The organism is Candidatus Uabimicrobium helgolandensis (genome assembly GCF_041508025.1).
Lineage (GTDB): Bacteria > Planctomycetota > Uabimicrobiia > Uabimicrobiales > Uabimicrobiaceae > Uabimicrobium > Uabimicrobium helgolandensis.
Window position 1 is genome coordinate 8,165,635 of record NZ_CP165719.1, and the last position, 22,134, is coordinate 8,187,768.

At 34.3% G+C, this 22,134-nt stretch carries 17 protein-coding genes; 9 read left to right on the plus strand and 8 right to left on the minus strand.

All coding sequences use genetic code 11. From position 1 onward, the window contains the following. Nucleotides 1-15 precede the first annotated feature (15 nt). The 5 genes from UABHE_RS30085 to UABHE_RS30105 are packed head-to-tail and all read left to right on the plus strand — an operon-like array spanning nt 16 to nt 8,421. On the plus strand, nt 16-153 hold the full coding sequence (locus UABHE_RS30085) for a hypothetical protein (RefSeq protein ID WP_372367089.1): 138 nt from the start codon (nt 16-18) through the stop codon (nt 151-153). Nucleotides 154-162: 9 nt separating this feature from the next. Further along, complete coding sequence (locus tag UABHE_RS30090) at nt 163-3,813, plus strand: protein kinase (RefSeq protein WP_372367090.1); 3,651 nt, start codon at nt 163-165, stop codon at nt 3,811-3,813. 32 nt (nt 3,814-3,845) lie between these two features. After that, nucleotides 3,846-7,604: a protein kinase gene (locus tag UABHE_RS30095; RefSeq protein WP_372367092.1), complete on the plus strand. Its 3,759-nt coding sequence runs from the start codon at nt 3,846-3,848 to the stop codon at nt 7,602-7,604. Then, nucleotides 7,594-7,935, plus strand: a complete 342-nt coding sequence (locus UABHE_RS30100; RefSeq protein ID WP_372367093.1) for a hypothetical protein — start codon at nt 7,594-7,596, stop codon at nt 7,933-7,935. Before UABHE_RS30095 ends, UABHE_RS30100 begins: the two co-directional genes overlap by 11 nt. Nucleotides 7,936-7,968: 33 nt before the next feature. Beyond that, on the plus strand, nt 7,969-8,421 hold the full coding sequence (locus UABHE_RS30105; protein ID WP_372367094.1) for a hypothetical protein: 453 nt from the start codon (nt 7,969-7,971) through the stop codon (nt 8,419-8,421). Nucleotides 8,422-8,432: 11 nt separating this feature from the next. Here the strand turns inward: UABHE_RS30105 and UABHE_RS30110 are convergent, their stop codons facing one another. From UABHE_RS30110 to UABHE_RS30120, 3 genes are all read right to left on the minus strand, one after another. After that, complete coding sequence (locus UABHE_RS30110; protein WP_372367095.1) at nt 8,433-9,062, minus strand: DsbA family protein; 630 nt, start codon at nt 9,060-9,062, stop codon at nt 8,433-8,435. Between the two features lies 1 nt (nt 9,063). Continuing rightward, nucleotides 9,064-10,101: an SGNH/GDSL hydrolase family protein gene (locus tag UABHE_RS30115; RefSeq protein WP_372367096.1), complete on the minus strand. Its 1,038-nt coding sequence runs from the start codon at nt 10,099-10,101 to the stop codon at nt 9,064-9,066. A 293-nt stretch (nt 10,102-10,394) separates the two neighbouring features. Then, nucleotides 10,395-11,192, minus strand: a complete 798-nt coding sequence (locus UABHE_RS30120) for a hypothetical protein (protein WP_372367098.1) — start codon at nt 11,190-11,192, stop codon at nt 10,395-10,397. A gap of 165 nt (nt 11,193-11,357) precedes the next feature. On the opposite strand from UABHE_RS30120, the gene UABHE_RS30125 reads away from it, so the two are divergent. The 4 genes from UABHE_RS30125 to UABHE_RS30140 all read left to right on the plus strand — a co-directional run bounded on the left by UABHE_RS30125 (nt 11,358) and on the right by UABHE_RS30140 (nt 12,830). After that, nucleotides 11,358-11,492, plus strand: a complete 135-nt coding sequence (locus UABHE_RS30125) for a hypothetical protein (RefSeq protein ID WP_372364459.1) — start codon at nt 11,358-11,360, stop codon at nt 11,490-11,492. Between the two features lie 12 nt (nt 11,493-11,504). Beyond that, complete coding sequence (locus UABHE_RS30130; protein ID WP_372371697.1) at nt 11,505-11,651, plus strand: four helix bundle protein; 147 nt, start codon at nt 11,505-11,507, stop codon at nt 11,649-11,651. A 156-nt stretch (nt 11,652-11,807) separates the two neighbouring features. Next, nucleotides 11,808-12,020, plus strand: a complete 213-nt coding sequence (locus tag UABHE_RS30135) for a hypothetical protein (protein WP_372367099.1) — start codon at nt 11,808-11,810, stop codon at nt 12,018-12,020. Between the two features lie 36 nt (nt 12,021-12,056). Then, nucleotides 12,057-12,830 carry a prolyl hydroxylase family protein gene (locus tag UABHE_RS30140; protein WP_372367100.1) on the plus strand — a complete coding sequence of 258 codons (774 nt, stop codon included), beginning with the start codon at nt 12,057-12,059 and terminating at the stop codon, nt 12,828-12,830. A 3-nt stretch (nt 12,831-12,833) separates the two neighbouring features. Here UABHE_RS30140 and UABHE_RS30145 read toward each other — a convergent pair whose 3' ends face one another. The 5 genes from UABHE_RS30145 to UABHE_RS30165 form a co-directional block, all read right to left on the minus strand. Next, complete coding sequence (locus tag UABHE_RS30145; RefSeq protein ID WP_372367101.1) at nt 12,834-13,691, minus strand: hypothetical protein; 858 nt, start codon at nt 13,689-13,691, stop codon at nt 12,834-12,836. Nucleotides 13,692-13,891: 200 nt separating this feature from the next. Continuing rightward, nucleotides 13,892-17,191: a helix-turn-helix domain-containing protein gene (locus UABHE_RS30150; RefSeq protein ID WP_372367103.1), complete on the minus strand. Its 3,300-nt coding sequence runs from the start codon at nt 17,189-17,191 to the stop codon at nt 13,892-13,894. A gap of 148 nt (nt 17,192-17,339) precedes the next feature. Then, complete coding sequence (locus UABHE_RS30155) at nt 17,340-17,942, minus strand: tetratricopeptide repeat protein (protein ID WP_372367105.1); 603 nt, start codon at nt 17,940-17,942, stop codon at nt 17,340-17,342. Nucleotides 17,943-17,984: 42 nt separating this feature from the next. Further along, entirely contained in the window at nt 17,985-20,627 is a 2,643-nt protein-coding gene (locus UABHE_RS30160; protein WP_372367106.1) for a CARDB domain-containing protein, read from the minus strand. A 101-nt stretch (nt 20,628-20,728) separates the two neighbouring features. After that, nucleotides 20,729-22,072, minus strand: coding sequence for an MATE family efflux transporter (locus tag UABHE_RS30165; protein WP_372367107.1), 1,344 nt, complete (start codon nt 22,070-22,072; stop codon nt 20,729-20,731). Nucleotides 22,073-22,134 lie beyond the last annotated feature (62 nt).

The window sequence follows — 22,134 nt, forward strand, 5'->3', positions numbered from 1 at the left end:
GTTTAGGTGTTATAAATGGAAACTAAAGATATTAAGAGTGAATTAGAAAACAACAAATTTTGTAGTTCACCTTTTTTTATTGCTTCAATAAAAACTTACTTTAAAATAGAGTACTCTTTTACTTTTAAATGGTCTGCTAATTATTTAGTTTAGGTGCTCTAGATGGAAAATAAAGATATACTATTTGCCAAAAAAGTTCTAGAACTACATCTTATAGACAAACAACATCTTAAGAATTGCTATGTTATTCAACAACAGTCTGCTGAACAGGGAAAGACAATTTCTTTAAGCCAAATTGCGGTGCATTTAGGATTTATGACTCAACAGCATGTTGACATGGTAGAAAAATTACTTTTAGAACAAATCAACCCATCAACCTTAGACAAAACGCAAACAGGTTTTCAAGGAAATAGTATCCCTAACGGTTCAGCGCTATTTACAAATAGCATGATCGGAATCCATGAGCGTAGCATCATGAATACCAATGATAAATTTAATCGCTATATTATCGAAGAAAAACTTGGTGAAGGAGGCATGGGAGCAGTTTACAGAGTTCGCGACGATCAACTTAGGCGTAGCATAGCTCTAAAAGTAATTATCGGTTCAGGAGCATTAAACCAAAAACAAATACAACGATTTATGAACGAAGCGCGCGCTACAGCATCACTAAAACACCCTAACATCGTTGAAGTTTATGAAATAGGAACAGAGCCGCAAAATTATTTTACCATGGAATTAATCAAAGGCCGGTCTCTTTCTTCATTAATGCGCAGTAAAAATTTGTCACCTCACAAAACTGCGATTATTATGATCAAGTGCTCTGAAGCCTTGCATTATGCCCATAAAAAAGGGATTATTCATCGCGATATAAAACCATCAAATATTATGATGGAAAACAACCAAGAACCAAAAATTATGGATTTTGGTTTAGCAAAAGACGTGGGAAATGATGAAGAATTGTCTAACACAGGAGATGTGCTTGGTACTCTCACTTATATGTCCCCCGAACAAGCAAATGGTAAAGATGTTGACCCACGTAGTGATGTTTACGCCCTTGGTGCTTCTTTATACGAAGTTCTTTCAAAAAGGCCACCTTTTCAAGGTGAAAGTTCGATGAATCTCCTCTGTCAAATCTTCGCACAAGAGCCCGTCGAATTACGTCTCCTAAATCCAGATATTCCTCGCGACCTAGAAGCGATTTGCTTAAAATGCTTACACAAAAAACCAGAAAAACGTTATCAAACCGCAAAAGAATTAACAAAAGACCTCAATAATTTTATTCATAATCGTCCTGTTAACGCGCAACCAATAACAACCTGGATTCGCTTTCAGAAGAATGTACGTCGCAATAAAACATTCTTTATATTTCTTGCGCTATTTTTCGTGGCACTAACGATAGGCGTATCATCCTATATTTTTGTCACGAAACAGGCAAGAGAAAGAGCGGTAATTGCTAAACAAGAAGCTGAGAAATTAATGGAAGCGGAAGAAATAGCTAGGAAAGCTGCAGAAAAAGCTACAGCAATCGCAGAACAAGCTACAAAAGCCGAAAAAATAGCAAGAAAAGATACTGAAGAAGCTCTATATAGGGCAAATATAATACTTGCCGATGTATACAATAGCAAAAATCAAATGGCTGATGTTAGCAATGTTCTAGCTCAAGCCAAAAAAAATAAGCCTGATGCTGAAAATTTCTGGGAATATCGTTGGCAAAAAAATCGCGGTCACTTTGAAGTTGACCATTATCTATCAAAGCTAAATAACAATAAACAGGTAATAGACATCGCTGTTAGTCGTAATGGTTATATCGTCATTGCCTATAGAAAAATGGTTGTTTTAGGTAGTATTAACAAAAAAATATCGCAAACAGAGTTATGGTCAAGAGCCAATTTTAATTGTTGTACTATAAGTCAAAATGGTATGTGGGTAGCAGCAGGCGATATAAAAGGAAACGTTTATATTTTAAACACAAGTACTCTCGAAAAGATAACAATACCTGTCGCCCTAAAAGTAGCTTCAAACGATAAAGTAAGATTTCCTTATTATGAACAACAAGTGGAAGAACTTTCTTTTAATAAAGATGGAACAAAACTACTTGTTGCTAGACAAACAATTAATTATCTGGCTTCACTGAAGCCGCGATTTTTACAATCTCTTTTACTTATAGATGTTGTTCAGAAAAAAATAACCAAAACATTTTCTACACCAAAAGCCTACCAAAGCATCAATTCTCAAAATGGGATTTCGGGAGAAATTGTCAATGCTAACTTCACAAGCTGCCACTTAGATAAAAATGCCAAAAATATACTTGGTGCAACAGAAGACGGATATGTCTATGCTTTTCACTTTGATCAAGTGCGCTTCTTTGGCCCACATCAAAATCGCATTCAACAATGCGCAACCCACCCAAAGAACTCAAGAATTATCGCAAGTGCAAGTGGATATAATTTATATTTTTGGGATCAAAATATTTGGAATCCTAATCTAAGAAAAAAAGTACTCAGCCAAAAATATATAGAAAAAATAAGATTAAACAGTCGCATTAGTAGTTTTCAATTTAATGCTAACGGCCAAAAATTAGCAGTAAGTCTCGATAGTGGAGAAATTTACGTTTACCCTATCACCGTTGTTAATAAAAAAAGTAAAGTTCTTTTGAAAATAGAAAAGCCAAAAGTACTTGCAGGGCATGCAGTCGTAAAAGCTTGCGCATTTTCAGCAAAAGGAGATATATTTTCAGGAGGAGATGGGGTTAAATTTTGGCCGGAAAAAATATATCCAAAAACAATTAGAAAATCTCTACCGTACCCTTCGAGAGTAGCAGCATTTCATCCGAAACAAGATATTTTAGTGTTTGGCCAGCCAGGCGGTATTATTCTTGTAAATAGTTTGTCAGGAAAAAAAATCAGTCGAAACGGTTCAACTAGATTGGCGGGACACTTTTCAGGCGTTACACATGCCCAATTTAGCAAAAAAGGGCATTTATATACATCTGGTTTCGATGGTGCGATTATTTTGTGGGACATAGAGAAATTTAAACGTGTGAGAACATATCATGTTAACAACTTACCAATAGAAAGATTCGTATTAGTCAACAACGAAAAGCGAATCATCGCTGTAGGAAATAATGGTCGTGTCTATAGCTTAGATATATCTGAAGATGGAACTATCTCCAATAAAAAAATATACAAAATAAATGACCTCAAGAATTTAAACCCTAATTTGGTAAGATTAGAGTATTCCGATAATCCAAAAAACTTTAAAAACATATCTTGGAACGGCAAAGACTTAGTGGCAGTAACTGGTCAAGGAAAATGGTTATATTTAATTGATACAAAGACGATGGCGTTACAAAGCAGATTGAATATTGAAAATAAACAAAGATATCGAAAATGTTTATTATTTTATGATGCACAAACAGATGATAACTATGTATTTTTAGCTCGTAGTAACAAAATCACTAAACATAAAATTAACGGCAATACCTTACAACACATTGCGACTTTTATTGGGCATACGCGCCAACCTTTGTACATGATCAAAGACATAAACGATGCACGAATGATTAGTTGTGGAAAAGATGGATCTATCCATTTTTGGCCACTGTCAGCGAAAGCTACTCAGCTAAAGAAAAATAAAGATATTCAAATCAACTCATATTTTGCCTTAAAAACCATAGGAGTGCTTAATTTTTGCGCTTTTGATTCAAAAAATAACAAGATAGTTACTAGCGGAGGCGACGATGGTACGCACCTTGGTACGAACAACTCTTTTTTTCATATTTGGGATGCCGCAACTTCTTTAGAAAAAAAATAAAATACACGTAAACATTTAATCAAGGTGTATAAATGGAAAATAAAGATATATTATTCGCTAGAAAAGCACTAGAACTACGTCTTATAGACAAACAACACATGAAAAATTGTCAAGTTGTACAGCAACAATCAGTTCAGCAAGGAAAGAATGTTTCTTTAAGTCAAGTTGCGACGCGCTTAGGGTTTATTACTCAAAATCATGCCGACGCAATAGAAAAATTAATTTCTCAGAAACAAAATATTCCAAATATCAGCAAAATACAAACAAATCCTAAAAAGAGTAGTACTCCTGATAATTCAGCTTTGTTTACAAGTAGCATGGTCGGAATTCACCAACGCAGCACAATAAACACCAGTGATAAATTTAACCACTATATTATCGAAGAGAAACTTGGTGAAGGAGGCATGGGGGCTGTTTATAAAGTCCGCGATAATAAACTTCGACGTAGTGTGGCATTAAAAGTAATTATTGGCTCAGGAGCATTGAGTGAAAAACAAGTGCAACGATTTTTAAACGAAGCGCGTGCTACAGCATCACTAAAACACCCTAATATCGTAGAGGTTTACGAAATAGGAACAGACCCACAAAATTATTTTACAATGGAATTCATTGAAGGCCGCTCTCTTTCATCATTAATACGAAGTAAAAATTTATCACCCCATAAAGCCGCAGTTATTATGACTAAATGCTCGGAAGCTTTACATTACGCTCACCAAAAAGGTATTATTCACCGCGACATAAAACCAGTAAATATTATGATGGAGAATAACCAAGAGCCAAAAATTATGGATTTTGGTTTAGCAAAAGATATAGAAAATGAAGAACAATTATCTCGAACTGGAAATGTCCTTGGCACACTGGTTTATATGTCACCTGAACAAGCAAATGGCAAAGACGTAGATACACGCAGTGATATTTATTCTCTTGGTGCTTCTTTATATGAAGTGCTCTCCAAAAGACCACCTTTCCAAGGTGAAAACTCAATGAATCTTTTGTTCCAAATATTCTCAAAAGATCCTGTAGAACTACGCCTTCTAAATCCAGATATTCCTCGCGATCTAGAAGCAATCTGTTTAAAATGCTTACATAAAAAACCTGAAAAACGTTACCAAAGCGCCGAAGAATTAGCAAAAGACCTAAAAAATTTTATTCATAATCGTCCTGTTCACGCACAACCAATCACAACATGGATTCGCATTAAAAAAAATATACTTCGCCATAGAAAACATTATATCATTCTTGCGTCCTTAATTGTAATTTTATTAGCCGGAATATGTTCCTATATCTATGTTACCGACCAAGAAAGACAAAAAGCTCTGAAAGCAAAAGAAAAAGCTCTAGAAGCAAAAGAATATGCTGAAAAACAAAAAGAAGAAGCTCTGGAAGCAAAAGAATATGCTGAAAAACAAAAAGAAAAAGCTCTAGAAGCAAAAGAATATGCTGAAGAACAAAGACAAAAAGCTGTAGCTGCAAGAAAAGAAGCTGAGAAGGCAAGAAAAGATGCTGATGAAGCAAAAGAAGATGCTGAGAAATCTGCTGAACAAGAAAAAGAAGCTTCATACAAAGCAAACATAATCCTTGCTGATTTCTACAACAATGAAAATCAAACCGCTGACGCAAGTAGTGTTCTAAAACGAGCTAAAGAAAATAAGCCAAATGCCGAAAGCTTCTGGGAATATCGTTGGCAAAAAAACCGTGGCCATCTTGAAGTAGATCATTATCTATCAAAATTAAATAACGGCAAACAAATAAAAGACATTGCTATCAGCCGTAACAATTACATAGTCATCGTCTATGATGACTCAGTTGCCTTACATAACCTTAACAAAAAAACACCAAAAACAATACTATGGCCAGGAATAGAGTTTAATTGCGGCGCTATCAGTAGCAATGGTCTATGGGTAGCTGTAGGCGATAACAAAGGAAACGTTTATATTGCAAATACAAAAACACTGGAAAAAACCCGAAAAACCTTAGCACAAAAAGTAGCTCCCAACGATGAAGTCTCGAACCCTGACGAGGAACAACAAATAGAAGACCTTTCTTTCAATAAAGATGGAACGAAACTACTTGTAGCAAGACAAACAATTAGCCACCTCGTTGTGGTAAAAGAGTCTTTTCTCCAATCGCTGATTGTTATTAATGTTATTAATAAAAAAATAATAAAAAGATTTTCTATTCCCAAAGCCTATCAAGTGATCAACAGTAGAGCTAGAATTCCAGAAATTATTAGAGCTGGCTTTACAAGTTGTTATTTAGGAAAAAATATTATAGGTGCAAGTGAAGACGGTTATATTTATACTTTTCACCCTGGACAGGTGCGTTTTTTTGGTCCACACCCCGTTCGTATTCAACAATGTGCAATCCACCCTAGTAATCCGGAAATTATTATAAGTGCAAGTGAGTATAATTTGTATTTTTGGGATCAAAATGTTTGGAACCCTAATCTAAGAAAAAAAGCAGCCAGTCAAAAATATATAGAAAAAGAGCGACTTAAGAGCCGTATTAGTAGTTTTTCATTTAACACTAGCGGCAAAAAATTAGCCATTAGTACAGACAATGGCCAAATTCTTGTTTATTCTGTTTCTATTACCAAAAATAAAGGCAAAAACATTGTAAAACTAAAATGGCAAAAAACCCTTACGGGACATGACACAGCAAAAACTTGTGCCTTCTCCTCAAAAGACAACATTTTTTCTGGGGGAGATGGAGTCAAATTTTGGGCAAAAGCCTATCCAAAAAGAATAAAAGGGTTTTTAAAGCATCCTTCTAAAATAGCAGTATTTCACCCTAAGCAAAATACTCTAGTGCTCGGTCAAATAGCTAGCATTGTTCTCATAGATAGCTTATCAGGTAAAAAAAAGGAAACGTTAGCAGGACATTTTTCAGCGATAACTCATGCTCAGTTCAGTAAACAAGGTAATTTATACACTTCTGGCTTCGATGGTTCAATTATTTTATGGGACCTAGAAAAATCACAACGTAAAAAAACATACTACATAAGCAAATCACACATAAGAAAATTCGCGCTAGTTAACGGTGATAAACGTATTATCGTAGTAGGAGACAAGGCCAGTATTCATAGTTTAGATTTACTAGAGAATGGAACTGTATCTACTAAAAAAATATACAAAATAAATGATCTCAAGAACCAAGATCCTTACTTAGCAAAATTTCAAATAGACACAGAAGAAAACTTTAATGATATTTCTTGGAACGGTAAAAACTTAGCGGCAATTACTGGTGAAGGAAATTGGATCTATATAATCGATACAAATACAATGAAGTTAAAAAAAATATTTCATCTCGAAAATGAACAAAAAAATCGCAGATGTTTATTGTACAATGATTTAGAAACAGACCGAAATTACATTTTTTTAACCCGCGATAACAAAATTGTCAAACGCGAAATTGATGGTAATACCTTGTTGGAGCCTAGTGCTAATTTTATAGGACATACACATAAACCTTTATATATAAGCAAAGATAGAAAGAATACACGAATGATCAGTTGTGGAAAAGACGGATCAATTCACTTTTGGCCACTATCAATAAAAATTGCTCAACTAAACACAAACAAGGAAATCAATCCATATTTCTCTTTAAAAACCAAAGGAGTCCTTACTTTTTGTGCTTTTGATAGAAAAGGCGATAAAGTAGCTACGAGTGGAAGCGACGATAAAGAAATATTGGGAAATAATTCTTTTTTTCGCATTTGGAATGCCTCAACTTCTTTACAGAAAAAGCCAAATGGTAAAAATCATTCAAAAGGTACCGCAAATGCAAAATAAAGATACATTATTCGCCAAAAAAGTACTAGAGCTAAACATCATTCGAAATAAAGATCTAAAAAAATGCCAATTATTTCAACAGAATTCCATTAAACAAGGAACAGAGACTTCTTTAAGTCAAGTAGCTGTAAGTCTCAAATTTATTACTCAGCAACAAGCTAATACTATTGAAAAATTTATTGCGGAACAAAAAACTCCGGCAAATACAAAAATTCAATTAGAAATCCCGCAAAATAATCCCATTAATCATTCAGCAAAAACCAATAACTCTGTGAATGCCAAAAACCAATTTAGTCATTATATTATTGAAGAAAAACTTGGATTAAAATGATACATAGTTAGAACACAGAACAGGAGAGGTAAGATGTCGAAATTCTGGAAAAGCAGAAAATTTTTTACCGCGTGGTTTGGTTTAGGAGTTCCACCATTTTTACTCGGAACAATTTATTTATCATTTTTATTGTCAACAATCTACGGAATCATCACCACTGTAGTCGTGTCTTTATGGACATACGATACATTTAACACTACATGTCGCAGGTGTCCATTCTATAACACCACTAAATGTGGAATACCAGGTATGGTTGTTCCTTTATTATTCTCAAAAAAATCTCCATATGATATATCCATTATTCGCGTAAAACTTCATTATTATTTTGATTTAGCAATGATTGTATATGTCAATTTTATATATATTCATTTCCCGTATTTATACCCATTCGTTTTTATAGGATCTGTCATTGGCTATATTATTGTTTTTCACTCTAAGCGATTTCACGGCCTTCTTTTTCGTCTCAAAGCTAAACCAAAAATTTAAGTGTAAACATTTTATCGCGGGCGATTTTTTATATCTCCAACTGGAATATTCGCAATACTATTATCGTCCAAAAACATTTGTGGTGAATTTATATAATCAACAAGCATTTCAGTACTATCATGTCCCCAAAAAATTTGATTATCACAAATAAATGTTGGTACACCAAAAACACCAAGATCGATTGCTCTTTTTCCATTGCTATATAATTTTTCTTTCACAATAGAGCTGGTAATATCCTCTTTATTAACGTTTAACTTTTGAAACAAACAGTCAATATCGGTGGCACTATCAACACTTTTGCCGTCACGCCATACAAAATAGAAAATTTCGCGAATAGCACTTTCTTCACAATTAAGAAAAAGAGCTAGTCTTAACAAAACTAGCGGGTTAAAAGGATGTATGGCTGGCATATTTAGAGTAACGTTTTTACGACGAGCTAACCAACTAACATAACGGTAAGTAAAAATTCTCTTACTTGGGATTTCGGCAGGTCCTTTATTTTCCCAATGTTTCAAAAAACCAGCAAATAAAACTGGGCAATACTCAATATTCACATCCTGTGGAAGTTTTTCTTTAAAACTTTCAAATTGAAGATAGGCAAAAGGCGAAATAAAATCGAAGAACCACGTTAGATTTTTCACTTTAAAATCCTTTAATAATTTTTTTAGCAATCATAAATTCGTACAAAACATTTGCAATTATTTGATGTGCTTTTTTGTTTGGGTGAGCATCATAAACGGGATCGACATGTAAATCAGTAGGATTATGCCCTAAAAAATGAGGAAGTAAATCAACAACATTCATTCCTTTTTTTTCTGCCACTGTTTTCACCTGATCATGGATCGCAGTATAAGGATAAGATGCGTCTAAATTAACAATCATTGGGAATATTGCCAGTACTACAGGTATATTACTATTTTTAGCTGTATCTTGTATTTCTTGTAACGCTTGTTCGTTTCTTTGCCAACTTTTTGATTTTTTATCAAAAAGATTATGTAAGTACCGGGTTCTTTGTGAATTAACAATACCAAAGTGATAAGAAATATTACGTAGTTTAGTTTTTAACCATAAAAACAAATTAGAGTTCTGTAAAGCCCATGAATAGAGCCTCAAAATAGCAGGTTGCGGATCTTTGACACCACCTCTTTTAGGTCTATAAAATAAAGGAGGCGCAGGATCATTAAGAACATAACCAACAATAATAATATCAGGCTTATACTTCAACACTTTATTTTTTAATAAAGCCGCTTCCTGCTCTGTATTATAGCCAACAACACCAAAATTAATTACTTCACAATACTTTTTAGCTAATAGTTTCTCTAACTGTTCACAATAAGTATCTTCATCAATAACACCAAGACCAAAAGTTTCAGAATCGCCAAGAACTGCAATACGGATATTTCCTTTTTTGCGTTCAACAACAACGTCATCATCTCTTCTTCCTTGTTTACCTACTGTCACATATGTTCCTTGCCACCAACCCTGAGCGCCGGGCTGCAATTCATAGCAAATTTGAGGAACAGAGCTTTTCATAAATGGAAAAAAACCATCATCTTGACGTGGAGGGTTCGGCAAAATTAACGAAAAAATAAGTTCTCCTATCAAAAACATGATTGTAAAGCTTGCAGCTGCGATGAGTAATTTGTATCTCAATTTTTTTTTAGTACTCTTTTTTTTCATAATATTTCCTATTCAAACTTATTCTGATTAGAAATATTGTACCAGTTTAAGTGAATAAGTGTCTACATTCATCTTAATTATGGTTTCGAAAACTTGAGATATCTTTACTATCAAAAGAGGAGAGATTTCTTAAAATACGGGTGTTTCAGAGAAATGAGGATTGAAAATTAGAGGAGTTTATACTCCTCTAGGTCTACATGTTAACGTTGGTTATATTCTTTATTACGGATAACTTTATCATTCCGGCAACAAAAAATTTTTTTTATATTAAGATGGTTCCTATTTAGAGATTATTAATGCTTTGCATCATCAAAAAAATCATCAATAGAAATCCAAGAACTTTTACGGTATATTCCCCAGTTATCTTTTCCGCGTTTTACAAAAAAGTAAGCTTGCTCGCGTCCACCTTTATCACCGCTTTTAAATTCAAATTTTAAAACCCCTTTACCAAATGTTGAGGAGTAATGAGCATTTTTAAAAGAGTATTTCTTTTGCGAAAATTCGCCGACAAAATCTCCTGTTACATTTAACTCTTTCTTCTTTTCGTGAAGATGTGCGAGATTTTTTCCTAACTCATCTAACTCAGGTAAAGAAGGTAAATTTTCGGGATGAAAATGCCCAAAAATATTTCCTTCCAAAAAAAGATTTGTTATTTGTTTATTTTCACTAAGCCCATCAATTAACCAACTTTTATTATTTTGTACTAAGTACAAATACACTTTATCCACACGACGGTTATTTCGATAAATTTCAACATCGAGTACAACTCTAGAATTTTTTTGTCTTTGATGAGAAATCTTTAATTCAAATTTTTTACGCACAGCCTGTCTGAAAAATCTCTCAGCATTGTCGACGTGACTTTCAATGAAGCCTTTAGTACAATACATATTGTATTTTTCTATTTGGTTTTCTTTTATAGATTTTTGCCATTCACCAAAAACTTGTTTAAAAGTTTGACCTTCGGTAACATACTGCCAAGTTCCATTTTCAAATAAAACTACTTTTTGTCCCGTTTCTTCAATAACAGCAGTTGCTTGAGAATAAAGAAATGTTATAAAAAAAAGACAAAATAGTGCTAAGCGATATATCATTTTTTTACCTTTCAAAAATTTTTTACAAACAAGTATAATAACCCAAGTTGCGACCTATAAAATTTGTCGTATAGTCTGGTATAATTACTCTTACAAATTCGATGTGCGCGGTTCGAATCTCGTGAGACGCAGTCGTGGCATATGGCACGAAGTAAGGGTAATGCAATGAATTTTAATCATGAAAAATTAGATGTATATCAAGTATCACTAGAATATACAAAAGAAACATTTAATGTGATGGAGAAAATGCCATCAGGTTACAGCTATTTAAAGGATCAGCTAAAAAGGGCATCGCCTTGAGTCCCTCTTAATATAGCAGAAGGCAATGCCAAATTTAGCAAAAAAGAGAAAGTAAGGTTTTTCTCTATAGCAAGAGCATCAGCAAATGAATGTAGTGCAGTATTCGATGTTGCCAAGATAGCCCAAATAATAGACTCAAAAGAAAAAACTATTCTATAGAATAATTTGTATGCTTTCAAAGTTAATAGTCTAATTTTCGCACATGGAATATCGATCCACGACCACGAACCTTAAAAATCGAATTGCACACATCGTTTTCTTATACTGTTATAACGACTCTTCTCTTAAAGTAGGAAAAACAATAAGGAGAAAGTCATGGAAAAAGAAATTATAATTGTTTTCTGTATATGTGATGAAATAACACAAGCACTCAAGATTGTAGAAGATCCTCAAGTTAAAATGACTAATTCAGAAATTATGACAACAGCATTAGTTTCTATGCTCTACTTTTCTGGCAACTTTGAAAAAGGACGAAATTTTTTAGCTGAACATGGCTACATCAAAAAAATGCTAAGTAAAATTTGGTAAATTATTTTCAGCCACATCCCTAAGTAAAGGAATATCATGTCAAAAATTACAGATTCCCAGTCTTATCAAAAGTACGTTTCTTTTGTAAAACAAAACTACCAACCACTACACACTTATTTATATAACTTCGACACAAAAAATCTATCGAAATCTTTTTATGAAGTAATAGAAAAAAACACAAATCCCCTGGACGCTGTTACCGAAATATACCCACAAATTTACTCATGGGAGATATTTACACCAGAATTTTGCAATCAATTTATTGCTGAGGTGCGGCACTTTGATAAATGGTGTAGGAAAAATAGTATCGAAAAACGCTTACCAAACTCGATGAACAATTATGGTGTTGTACTAGGTGATTTTGGTCTATATGATTGCCTAAATCAGCTCATGATAAAATATATAAAACCAATAACTTCGATTGTATACCCAGAAATCGGTGGAGCAACACTTGATTATCACCATAGTTTCACTGTTGAATATGCTGTAGAGAAAGATGTGTCTCTTGATTTTCACGTTGATGCAAGTGATGTTACTGTGAATATCTGTTTGGGAAATGAATTTGAAGGTGGCGACCTTTATTTTGGAGGTATTCGCTGCGCATTTTGCCAAGAAACTTCGCCAAAAAAAGCAGAGGAGATATATGTTCGCCACCAACCAGGACATGCTATATTACATCGCGGTAAACATCGTCACAGTGCACAGGATATTAAAAGCGGAGAAAGGCTCAATATGATACTGTGGTGCATGAGTTCAGAGAACCAGAAAACACAATTAATAGAATGCCCTGATTGGTGCGGAAGCAAGTGAAAATTACTTGACGAGTTTCGCCCGAACCATCATTTTAAGATGAGAAAAGCGCTCTAATAAGTATTCTAAGCGATCTCTCCTTATTCCTGTTGTTTGATCAAAGAGTGGATTCCCTCCCATATACATGGTGTCTTGAGAATCTCCATAAGCATTTAATTTTTGTTCTTCTAACCATGAATCGACAATATTTAGCATCTCATCTTTTTTAGCTAGATCCTTCAATGGAGTTGAAATATCTATTTTTTGGATAGAAAGCTCATTTCCAGTCACGCTTTTGACCTTTAAATACTCTACTAATTTTTTTCCGTGGAATATGCGCACTAACCCCCAAGAATCAACACGCCAAGTTACTGACTTCGTACCATGAGCATCATTTGCAGCAAGAGTCAAAAGTTCACAAGAATTTTTATTAAAGGTATACTTCATACGAAAGCGACTTGGAGGAAATTCTTTTGTTCCTTCGCGAAAATAAGTATTTCCTTGCCAATGCAGCCACGCTCCGAGCAAATTCTCGTGAAGCCCTGTTATTGAGACCTCAAAGGTGTTTATATTTAATTTATATGTCTTATTTCTACTATTAGTGACAATAAGATGTATTCCATCTATCTTTATACTTGTAATAAAAACATATTGTACATCTCTCTCTAAATGGATATTGTACTTTACAACATAAACCTGTTTCCACCACACCACTCTTTTTGTTTCCACATCTTTAGCATAAATACATCCCATATGATTATGAGGGGCGCTGTATTCTATGCCATTGTGAACTATAGGCACAACTGGTTTGGGAGGCACAATCTTTGCCAACGTCAAAACTGGAATAAACACAGATAACAAAACAAACGCATAAATTTTCATAAGAAAACCTCTCTTTTTTATAAACCTGAAAATAAAGAAAATCGATATTGCTGACCACTAAAACGAATCAAAGTCCCAATACGACCAAAGAACCAAAACCAAAATGTTTGTCGTCTTAAATCGTAAAAAGTTCCCAAAATTATTTCAAATAATATTGTACTAAGTGACCTGCCAAAAGTATTTACCTTTTGTCAAGTCACTTATATAAACTTCGCAGCTAATTTTTTTTGTAAACGATATCTTCTATTAAATAATACTTTCTCGTATTTGTACCACTTTGTTTTATGTTTTATGTGAGCCTCAACATAACGATTCACCCTTTTTTCCCACTCGAGAGCAAAGCGTGTTGCTAGATGGTAATTTTCATTGCGATTTACTTTGCACTCTAACCACAGATCTTCTAATGTAAAGTGGCGCAATTCAATCATTTTATGTGCATTAGCTAACATTTGAATGATACGCTGGATTTGTAAACGACATTCTTCTATATGTGCTTCTATATCTTTTTGTTGATAGACTTTATTGACTTGTGCTATTATATTTTTTTCATATTTTTCTATTGGTAATTGCTCTTTTGAATCTAAATTTATAATAATATAATCGTAGCTCATTAGTACTTCAGAGTACATAACATACAAATCACGCCTCGAATATTTCATAAAAAACATAAAAATAAAGAAATCTTTCCACGGAACTATTAATTCCGTAGGATTTGGAATAAAGCTTTTTATAAAATCCCATAGCGATTTTTTGGCTGTGCTTTTCATTCCCTTTACAGTTAGAATTGATAAATCGCGCTTCATTTCATCTAAACGGTAGCGTATTTCTAAAACCAATTCAAGGGCCATTATTTCATCCAAATTTTGTTGCCCTTGGTATGGACAAAAATGAGGCAAACACAGTAATCTAGAAATTTGATAACGCACAATGTGCAGTTCATCACAAATCCCTTGAATTTGTTTCTTATTATCTCGTCTAGCTAAACGTTTCTTAACACTTTTACTTATCTTCCATGTGCGATAAATACTGTTAATATATCCAGCCACAAATTCTAAAAGATTATCAAATAAGTTGATGAGGGCAACTATTCGCAAACCTATTGTTATTTGAAATACAGAAACAAGGGCTTTCGATTGAGCAATTGTTCTTTCTAATATTCCTGGTCGCCCTGCATCTTCACTCAATAAAGATTCGAATAACGGCACTTCTATACCAGCGATTGTTTTTATGCTTTTTTTTCTTAACCACAATAGTAGTTTCTTTATTACGTTAACTATGCTGGCGGTTATTTTCTTTAATATAATAAAACCCACAACGAATACATAAGCCGCTGTTGAAAAGACATACAAAAAAGTAGCGGCTGTAATACCAGCCACTACTTTTGGTACGAAAGTAATTACCTTAATCATCGTAGAAATGATTGATCGACTTTTGTGCTTGCGTGTGACAACGCGTCGTCGTCGCACCCTTGCCAAGTTTCTAGAGGGCGCTCTACGGCTAGAACGCTTAGAATCCGGTTCAGACTTAGGCTGCTGCGAACTCGGAGGGCCAAAATCAAAATCCCATTCCTGGCTTTCTCTGGAAGCATCACTATCTACTAGCCATTGATCTTCTTCGTTTAATTCAATAGCATCGCCTATTGGTGTCATACCAAACGTATCATCTGGAGGGTGTTTTAAACCTTCTAAATCGATCTTGTTTTGATCATCAGTAATCTGTTGTATATCAAACGCTAAGTCAGGTGGATTAAAAAAATCATCTAAGGAAGCTGTATTGCCATCAGTTGAAGTGTTAAAGAAACTCGTATCTGATTCTATAAAAGTTTTATCCGTCAAAGTTATCTCATCTGTCGAAGCTATCTTATCTAAATTCGACTGAAAAAATATATCAACGGCCCCTTCACCTTCTTCTGATATTGTAATATCATCTTCATCCTTAGGAGCTTGATCTGGCTGCCCAAAAATATCAAAGCCTCTAGTATCTACAGCAGAATCGGCAAAATCTTTTTCGAAATCAGCACTTCCAGTTTCACTACTAACATCAAAAGGTTGACTTGAATAATCAATAGGCTCAATAACGTAGTCTTCTTTAAACGTAGATTCTTCTGTAATTGTTCCTGGCAGAGGTGAAGAGTCTGCGAAATCTGCTTCAAAATCAGCATTTTCAATATCAGAGTCTATATCCAAAGGCTCCGCTTGTAGCCCAGTATCAGATTCTATAAAAGTTTCGCCACTGGGGTCACCACTGACATCTAAAACTTCACCTGAATCAGTAAGAACATCGTCTGATGACTCAAGAACATAGGAGCCACTATCTTCTTCAAACGTAAGCTCTTCTGTAATTGTTTCCGACGCGTATGAAGAATCATCAAAATCAGAAGAAGAAAAGTCAACCGTTGGTACTGTCGTAGAGCTAAAATCCAAATCATTTATATTTAGTAAGGTTTCAGAAGTATCCTCTTCTACTAAAAGAACTTCATCGTCTTCCGAAGAATCATCGGGTTCTCCAGACGGAAGAATAATGGTTGGTTCGAGCATTCTTCTCATTTTGAGGTTATCGATGTCAGACTTTTTGAACTTCATTTTGCCTTCATCGCGAAAAGCTCTAATTTCACCTTCGGAAACAAGTCTCTTTAACTCATTTTCTTCTAACCGTAACTCTTTCAGTACTTTTTCAAAAGAGTAGAAAACTGTAACTTTAAGTCCTAAGTCTTGTTGAATTGTCGTTACTAGAGAAGACGTTTGTCTATCTATACTAGGTAAAGAATTTGAGGTTAATGTAGGTAAAAAATTTGAGGGGAAATTTATAGTTTCAGGATATTCAAAGTTTAAATCGGATTTCAATATATAAAAATTTTTATTACGATAAGTTGCGACTATTTCACCCTTATTTACAAGGTCCAAAATCTCTGCACTTGGAGAAACCGTTTCTACAAATTGTTGGCTTTCACAACGAAATTCTAACAAGCTGCAAACTTCATCATAATTAAATACTACCGTTGAGTAGCGATATTCAACATGCAAAACACCCTTGTAAACACTTTTAAGAAGCTGTTCTTTACTCACTACAAAGCACTTACAAATACTCTCCAAAGTCGAAACAGCAAACAATGAATCGTCAATTTCTTTTGGCAATATTCGTCTTTTATATAAATTATTCAGCCCTTGGAAACCTACTCGTTTGATGTTTTGTTCAACGTGATTTTTTATGTTTTCTTTGGTAATTGGATTTTCTGTTCGTAACAGATTTTTACAAGTTTGATTTTTTTGTTGTTGTATGCGGGAAATATTGATGCGGTTATTTTGCGAAATGTGGTGTAAATAGTACGTAGCTTTTTTTTGATAAGTTGTTTTGTGATCAATATGGTAGAAAAACTGACTCGTTATTTCTCGCCAGCGCTTGCTATCACCATGAAAAGCATCCCACTGCAATATAGCAAGCAAAAATTGGCAAGGTTTTTCTTGTTCTAATAAAGCGCTAACGATTTGCGCTAGTTTCATAACATATTATCCTCCATTTTTTCTAAGTAGGCAGAAATCATTAACTCGAATAGTTTTTCCAAACACTCACAAACACCTATTCCGGTAGGCGCAAACACACAATAGAGTTTGAGTCTTTACGCAAATTATTTTAAATGAGATCTAATCGCTATTTATTAGATTTTTCTAATTGTCGCGCTTTTTCGTAGTCATCTATTGATAACTCAAAGTCAATATTTCTATTTTCTTTATCTCCACGATAACGATATGCCTGGCTTCGACCATCGTAAGCCTCCATAAAATTCGGTTTAAACTTAATAGCTGTACTAAATTCACCAATAGCCTTGTTCCACTTCCTGAGCCCCATATAAGAGTGTCCTCTACGAAAATAAGCTGACGCATATTTGTCGTCTACCTTGAGAACACGGCTATACTCTTGCAAGGCCTTTTCATAATCTTTGTATACTTGATATATATCACCAATACTAATATAAGCTTCCTTCATTCTAGGATATACTTTAATTGCTTTTTTAAATGATTTTACAGCTTCTTCAAGTTTATGCTTACGTATCGATTTACGTCCCGCATCCATATGTTTCTTAGCTTCAATATACTGATCTCGTTTTTCCACTGGTACACCATTAGGAACACTTGGTTCTGCAAGAGACCTGCGAACATATGTAAGAGAAGATGCCACTAAAGTGGTCACTACAACTGAAAGAATAACCATTTTCATATTTGGCTTTTGCGAGTTTTTTTCTTCATTATCCATTTATTACCTCCTGAAATTACAACTGCTAACGCCTTGTTCAGATTAATCTTTAACAAATATAGTTACACAATCTTCGGCTTTATCACTACCATCGCATTTTACTTGGGCAATACTTTTAATATCACCTTTTTGTAAGGCCGTAACCTTCACTTCAATTTGCTTTTCTTCTCCAGCTCCCAAATTATCTATTTCAAATTGTTGTTGTTGATATTGAAGCTGCGATGAAGGCAAAACAGTTATTTTTACATTTTTTGCTTCGACATTTCCTATATTTTGGACGATGATTTTAAAAACAGACTCTTTTCCTAGCGAAGCTTCATGATTTATGCTACTGTGAATTACCTTTAGCTTTGGAGCTTCTTGCCAATCAATACAAGATTCAACTTTTTCTTTATTGGAGTTCGAGATAGCTTCAACCTTGATACACTGTTTTCCTTGTTGAGAGGATGTAGTAAGAACACTAAAAGTGATCTGTTCATCTGCAGGTAATATACCTTGCGTCCACGATAAGGTATTGGCAATCTTTTTCACATCAGAAATATCGTGAGATATGATTTGACTACCTTGCGCAAAATCGGCGTGAATGTAAATGTTTTCTAGATCCAAGCCTCCGGTGTTTTTAACAGTAATAGTAACGAGCCCTCCATCATTCACAGTAAGCTCGTCAGGCGCTTCAACAGAAATTGCAAAATTTTCATGCTGTATCTGACAACAAGACTTTGCATTAACAGTCTCGTGGTTAGAGCTCGTAACTTCTACTTCACAGCACTGATTCCCAGGTAAAACGCCACGAACAACAATTTCAATTGTTTTAGTTTCTGCTGCTTGCAAGGTACCTATTGGAAAGGGCAATGTTGATCCACTTTTATGCGATAGTCCCTTCGGCAAAATGAAAGAAGCCATAACTTTATTCGCTTTCGCTGAACCAAAATTATGAATCTGTAACTTGTAAGAAAAAGGGCTTTGAAAATTCTCTTTTTCTGAACCTTCCAAAGTTATTTTTATTTGCGGTTGTCCAAATGTCATGGAGCTACGTGTAATAGGGGTGGCTTTAGCAAAAGAAAAAAACGATTGCTCTCCTGCTTTGTTAGGAACAAACCATACGCGCATATTTTCATGTTTATTTTTTTGGATAATATCATATTTCCATGTTAATTTTCGTCCATTAATTTCTGCGCGCGGCTTACTACGTAAATATGAGACACTTTCTGGTATAATTAAAGTAACTTGCACTTCTCCACAATCAACAATAGCACTGGCCTTGAGATCATAAACAGCTGTTTCAGTCACAGCACCAACACCTTGAGAGCTCTCCAGTATAATCGGTTGCTGTGGAAAATAAGTTTGTGTTGTGGTATATTTTTTCTTCAGTATATTTTCTTTGGTATTTTTTTCTGAGGGCTCTACTTTTTTTACTGGAGTAACTTTAATTTCTTTTGGTTGTTCTTTTATTGTATTTTTACTATCTGAATTATTATTTTGTATATCACTAAAGCTTGGTAGATAATTACTACTTTTTAGAATTTGAATTTGCGCACCATTATCAAAAATAGTGACTTCATAAGTAGACTGTTCAGGATTTTGCTGAATTTGCTGTAAAAGTATTTGTCGTTCGTCTTCTAACAGTGAATCCATGTTTTCAATTAAAAAATCATTACAAAAAACAGTGCTTTTTCGTAACAAAAAATCAACTAAGTAACGTGAGTTTTTATAACGAAGATGCACAAACTTAATAAAAAAGCGATAGTATTTTTGATCTATTTGCGAAAATACATAATCTAACTGGCCTTCACTTTTAAGAAATTCCTCCAAACACAAAGAAATATCATTTGGGTATAGTTTCAGCTGTTTTGCTATAGAAAATCGCTTAGCATTGCTAATCTTTGCGTCAAAAAACTGCTCTTTAAGTTGCTCTTCACTAGAATTAGCGATATGTTTTTTATATACAGAATTCACCCAATAAAACCATTTTTTCTTGGTTGTATAAGCCGTAGTTGATTTTGTAATATGTTGTAAAAACTCGCTAACTTCTTTTTTTAATGTCGTTTCTTCTAAAACCGGTGCAATATCAGCAACAACAGCAGCAATTTCTCCTGTCTTAAGTGAACTCCACAGCGATTGATGACAAGTAGTGTATATTTCAAGAACCTTACGCATATACTCAGAATCATTTTTTAGGTGTTCCCGCAAAACAAAAATATCGCGTGCTTTTAAAGACAGGCCAATTATACCTCCGAGATAACATTGTACCTCTTTACTTTGCTCTAGATTATATATACGCTTGACTATATCTATTTGAATATTATTATTTCGAAGTAAAGCAAGCGCTGATTTTGACCGCACTTGAGAATCTTCATCCTCTAATGTAATGTGCAAAATTTCATTGATCGTTTCTTGGTCGGGAAATGTATCTGCAAAGTTTTCCAAAACAGCAAGAGCATTTCTTCTAATCTCAGGAGAAACAGAAGAAAAACACTCAACAAACTCTCCAGGGATTTGTTGTTTTTTGCTAATAGATTTAGCCAAACCTTGATTAAGAAAAGCTTTATTTTGTGGTACAGACGATATAATTTTTTTTTGCCAAACAGATATTTTCGAATCTGCAAATACTGTGTACTTCAAAAGCATAGAAATAAAAATTACAGAAAGCACGGAAGCAGCAATGGGCAGTATTTTCTTTTTCATAGTAAACTCCGCTAATACAGCGTAAAGTGGTAGATCACAAGAATTATAAACGCTATGCGTTTTTACATATTACATTTTGTATTAAGATATTAAGAATGTCTCTATTTATATTTTATCGTAATAAAGTATAAACGTAAACTTAATAAAAAAGCTGCAGTAGTGAGACCACTTACTAGCCCAATCCAAAAACCAGATGCTCCTAGTGGTTTTTCTAGGCATAACCCCAAAAAATACCCAATGGGAATTGCCACAACCCAATAAGAAAAAAAAGTTATTATCATTGGAATTTTAGTATCTTTATAACCACGTAAAGAGCAAAGAACACTCACTTGAATTGCGTCTGATATCTGAAATAAAGCAGAATAAAATAACAATTCAACTGCATATTGCATAGCAATAGGATCATTTGTATATATATCGGCAATAGGGTGCGCAAAAAAATAGATAATACTAGCATTTACTATCGCAGTAAAAAATGCTAAAAACAGATTTGCGACGCAAGTCACTTTTGCTTTATATAATTTTTTCTCTCCAAGATTATGCCCAATGCGTATGGTTGCTCCTAAACCTACGCTAAGTGGCAACATAAATAATATAGAAGAGACGCTCATTGCTATTTGGTGCGCAGCAACTACTTTGGCACCAATCGAAGCGACAAAAATGGCCACCATCGAAAAAGAGCTTGCTTCAGCAAGAAGAGAAGCGCCAATAGGTAAACCTAAACGAATCAATTTAGATAACTCTGCAAAGTTTGGTAAATGCCATTTTTGGAATAAACGAATAGATGCCAAATAAGCATCTTTACGAATATAAAAATATATAGCTATCGTGCTAATAACTAGAGCAATGGACGAAGCCCAACCACATCCCGCCCCCCCTAATTTGGGAAACCCTAATTTTCCATAAATAAGTACATAATTAGCACACACATTTACAACAAGAGTTACCATAGACACAACAAGAACAGGTTTTGTGTAACTAAGTCCTTCACAATAACCTCTTAGCACACAAAAAATACTTAAAATAGGTGCTCCCCAAGATATTCCATATAAATACTTCGTCGCTAAAGGAATTATTTCTGGATCAACTTTCATCCACTTTAAAAACAAATGGGCATTTTGTAAAATAAAAATAGCAACCACACCTAGAAAAATAGCTAACCACAAACCTTGCTGAATCACACTAGGAATAAGTTCGTTGTTATCAGCTCCGCGCAAGTGCGCAACGCTGGGAGTAATTGCCATCAAGACACCACTAATAAAAAGCGTTGTAATAAACCAGACACTACCACCAACAGAAATAGCTGCGAGATCAAGAGCACTAACATTACCAGCCATCACCGCATCTATAACACCAATCGAAGCATAAGTAATTTGCGCAATTGTAAGAGGTATAATAATCGGTATGAGTTGTTGTATTTCTTTATATATTTGCTGAACATTCATATATGTTTCGATTCACGAAGGAAGGAAAATTAAGTGGTGTAATTATATTTCTTAATCCAGAG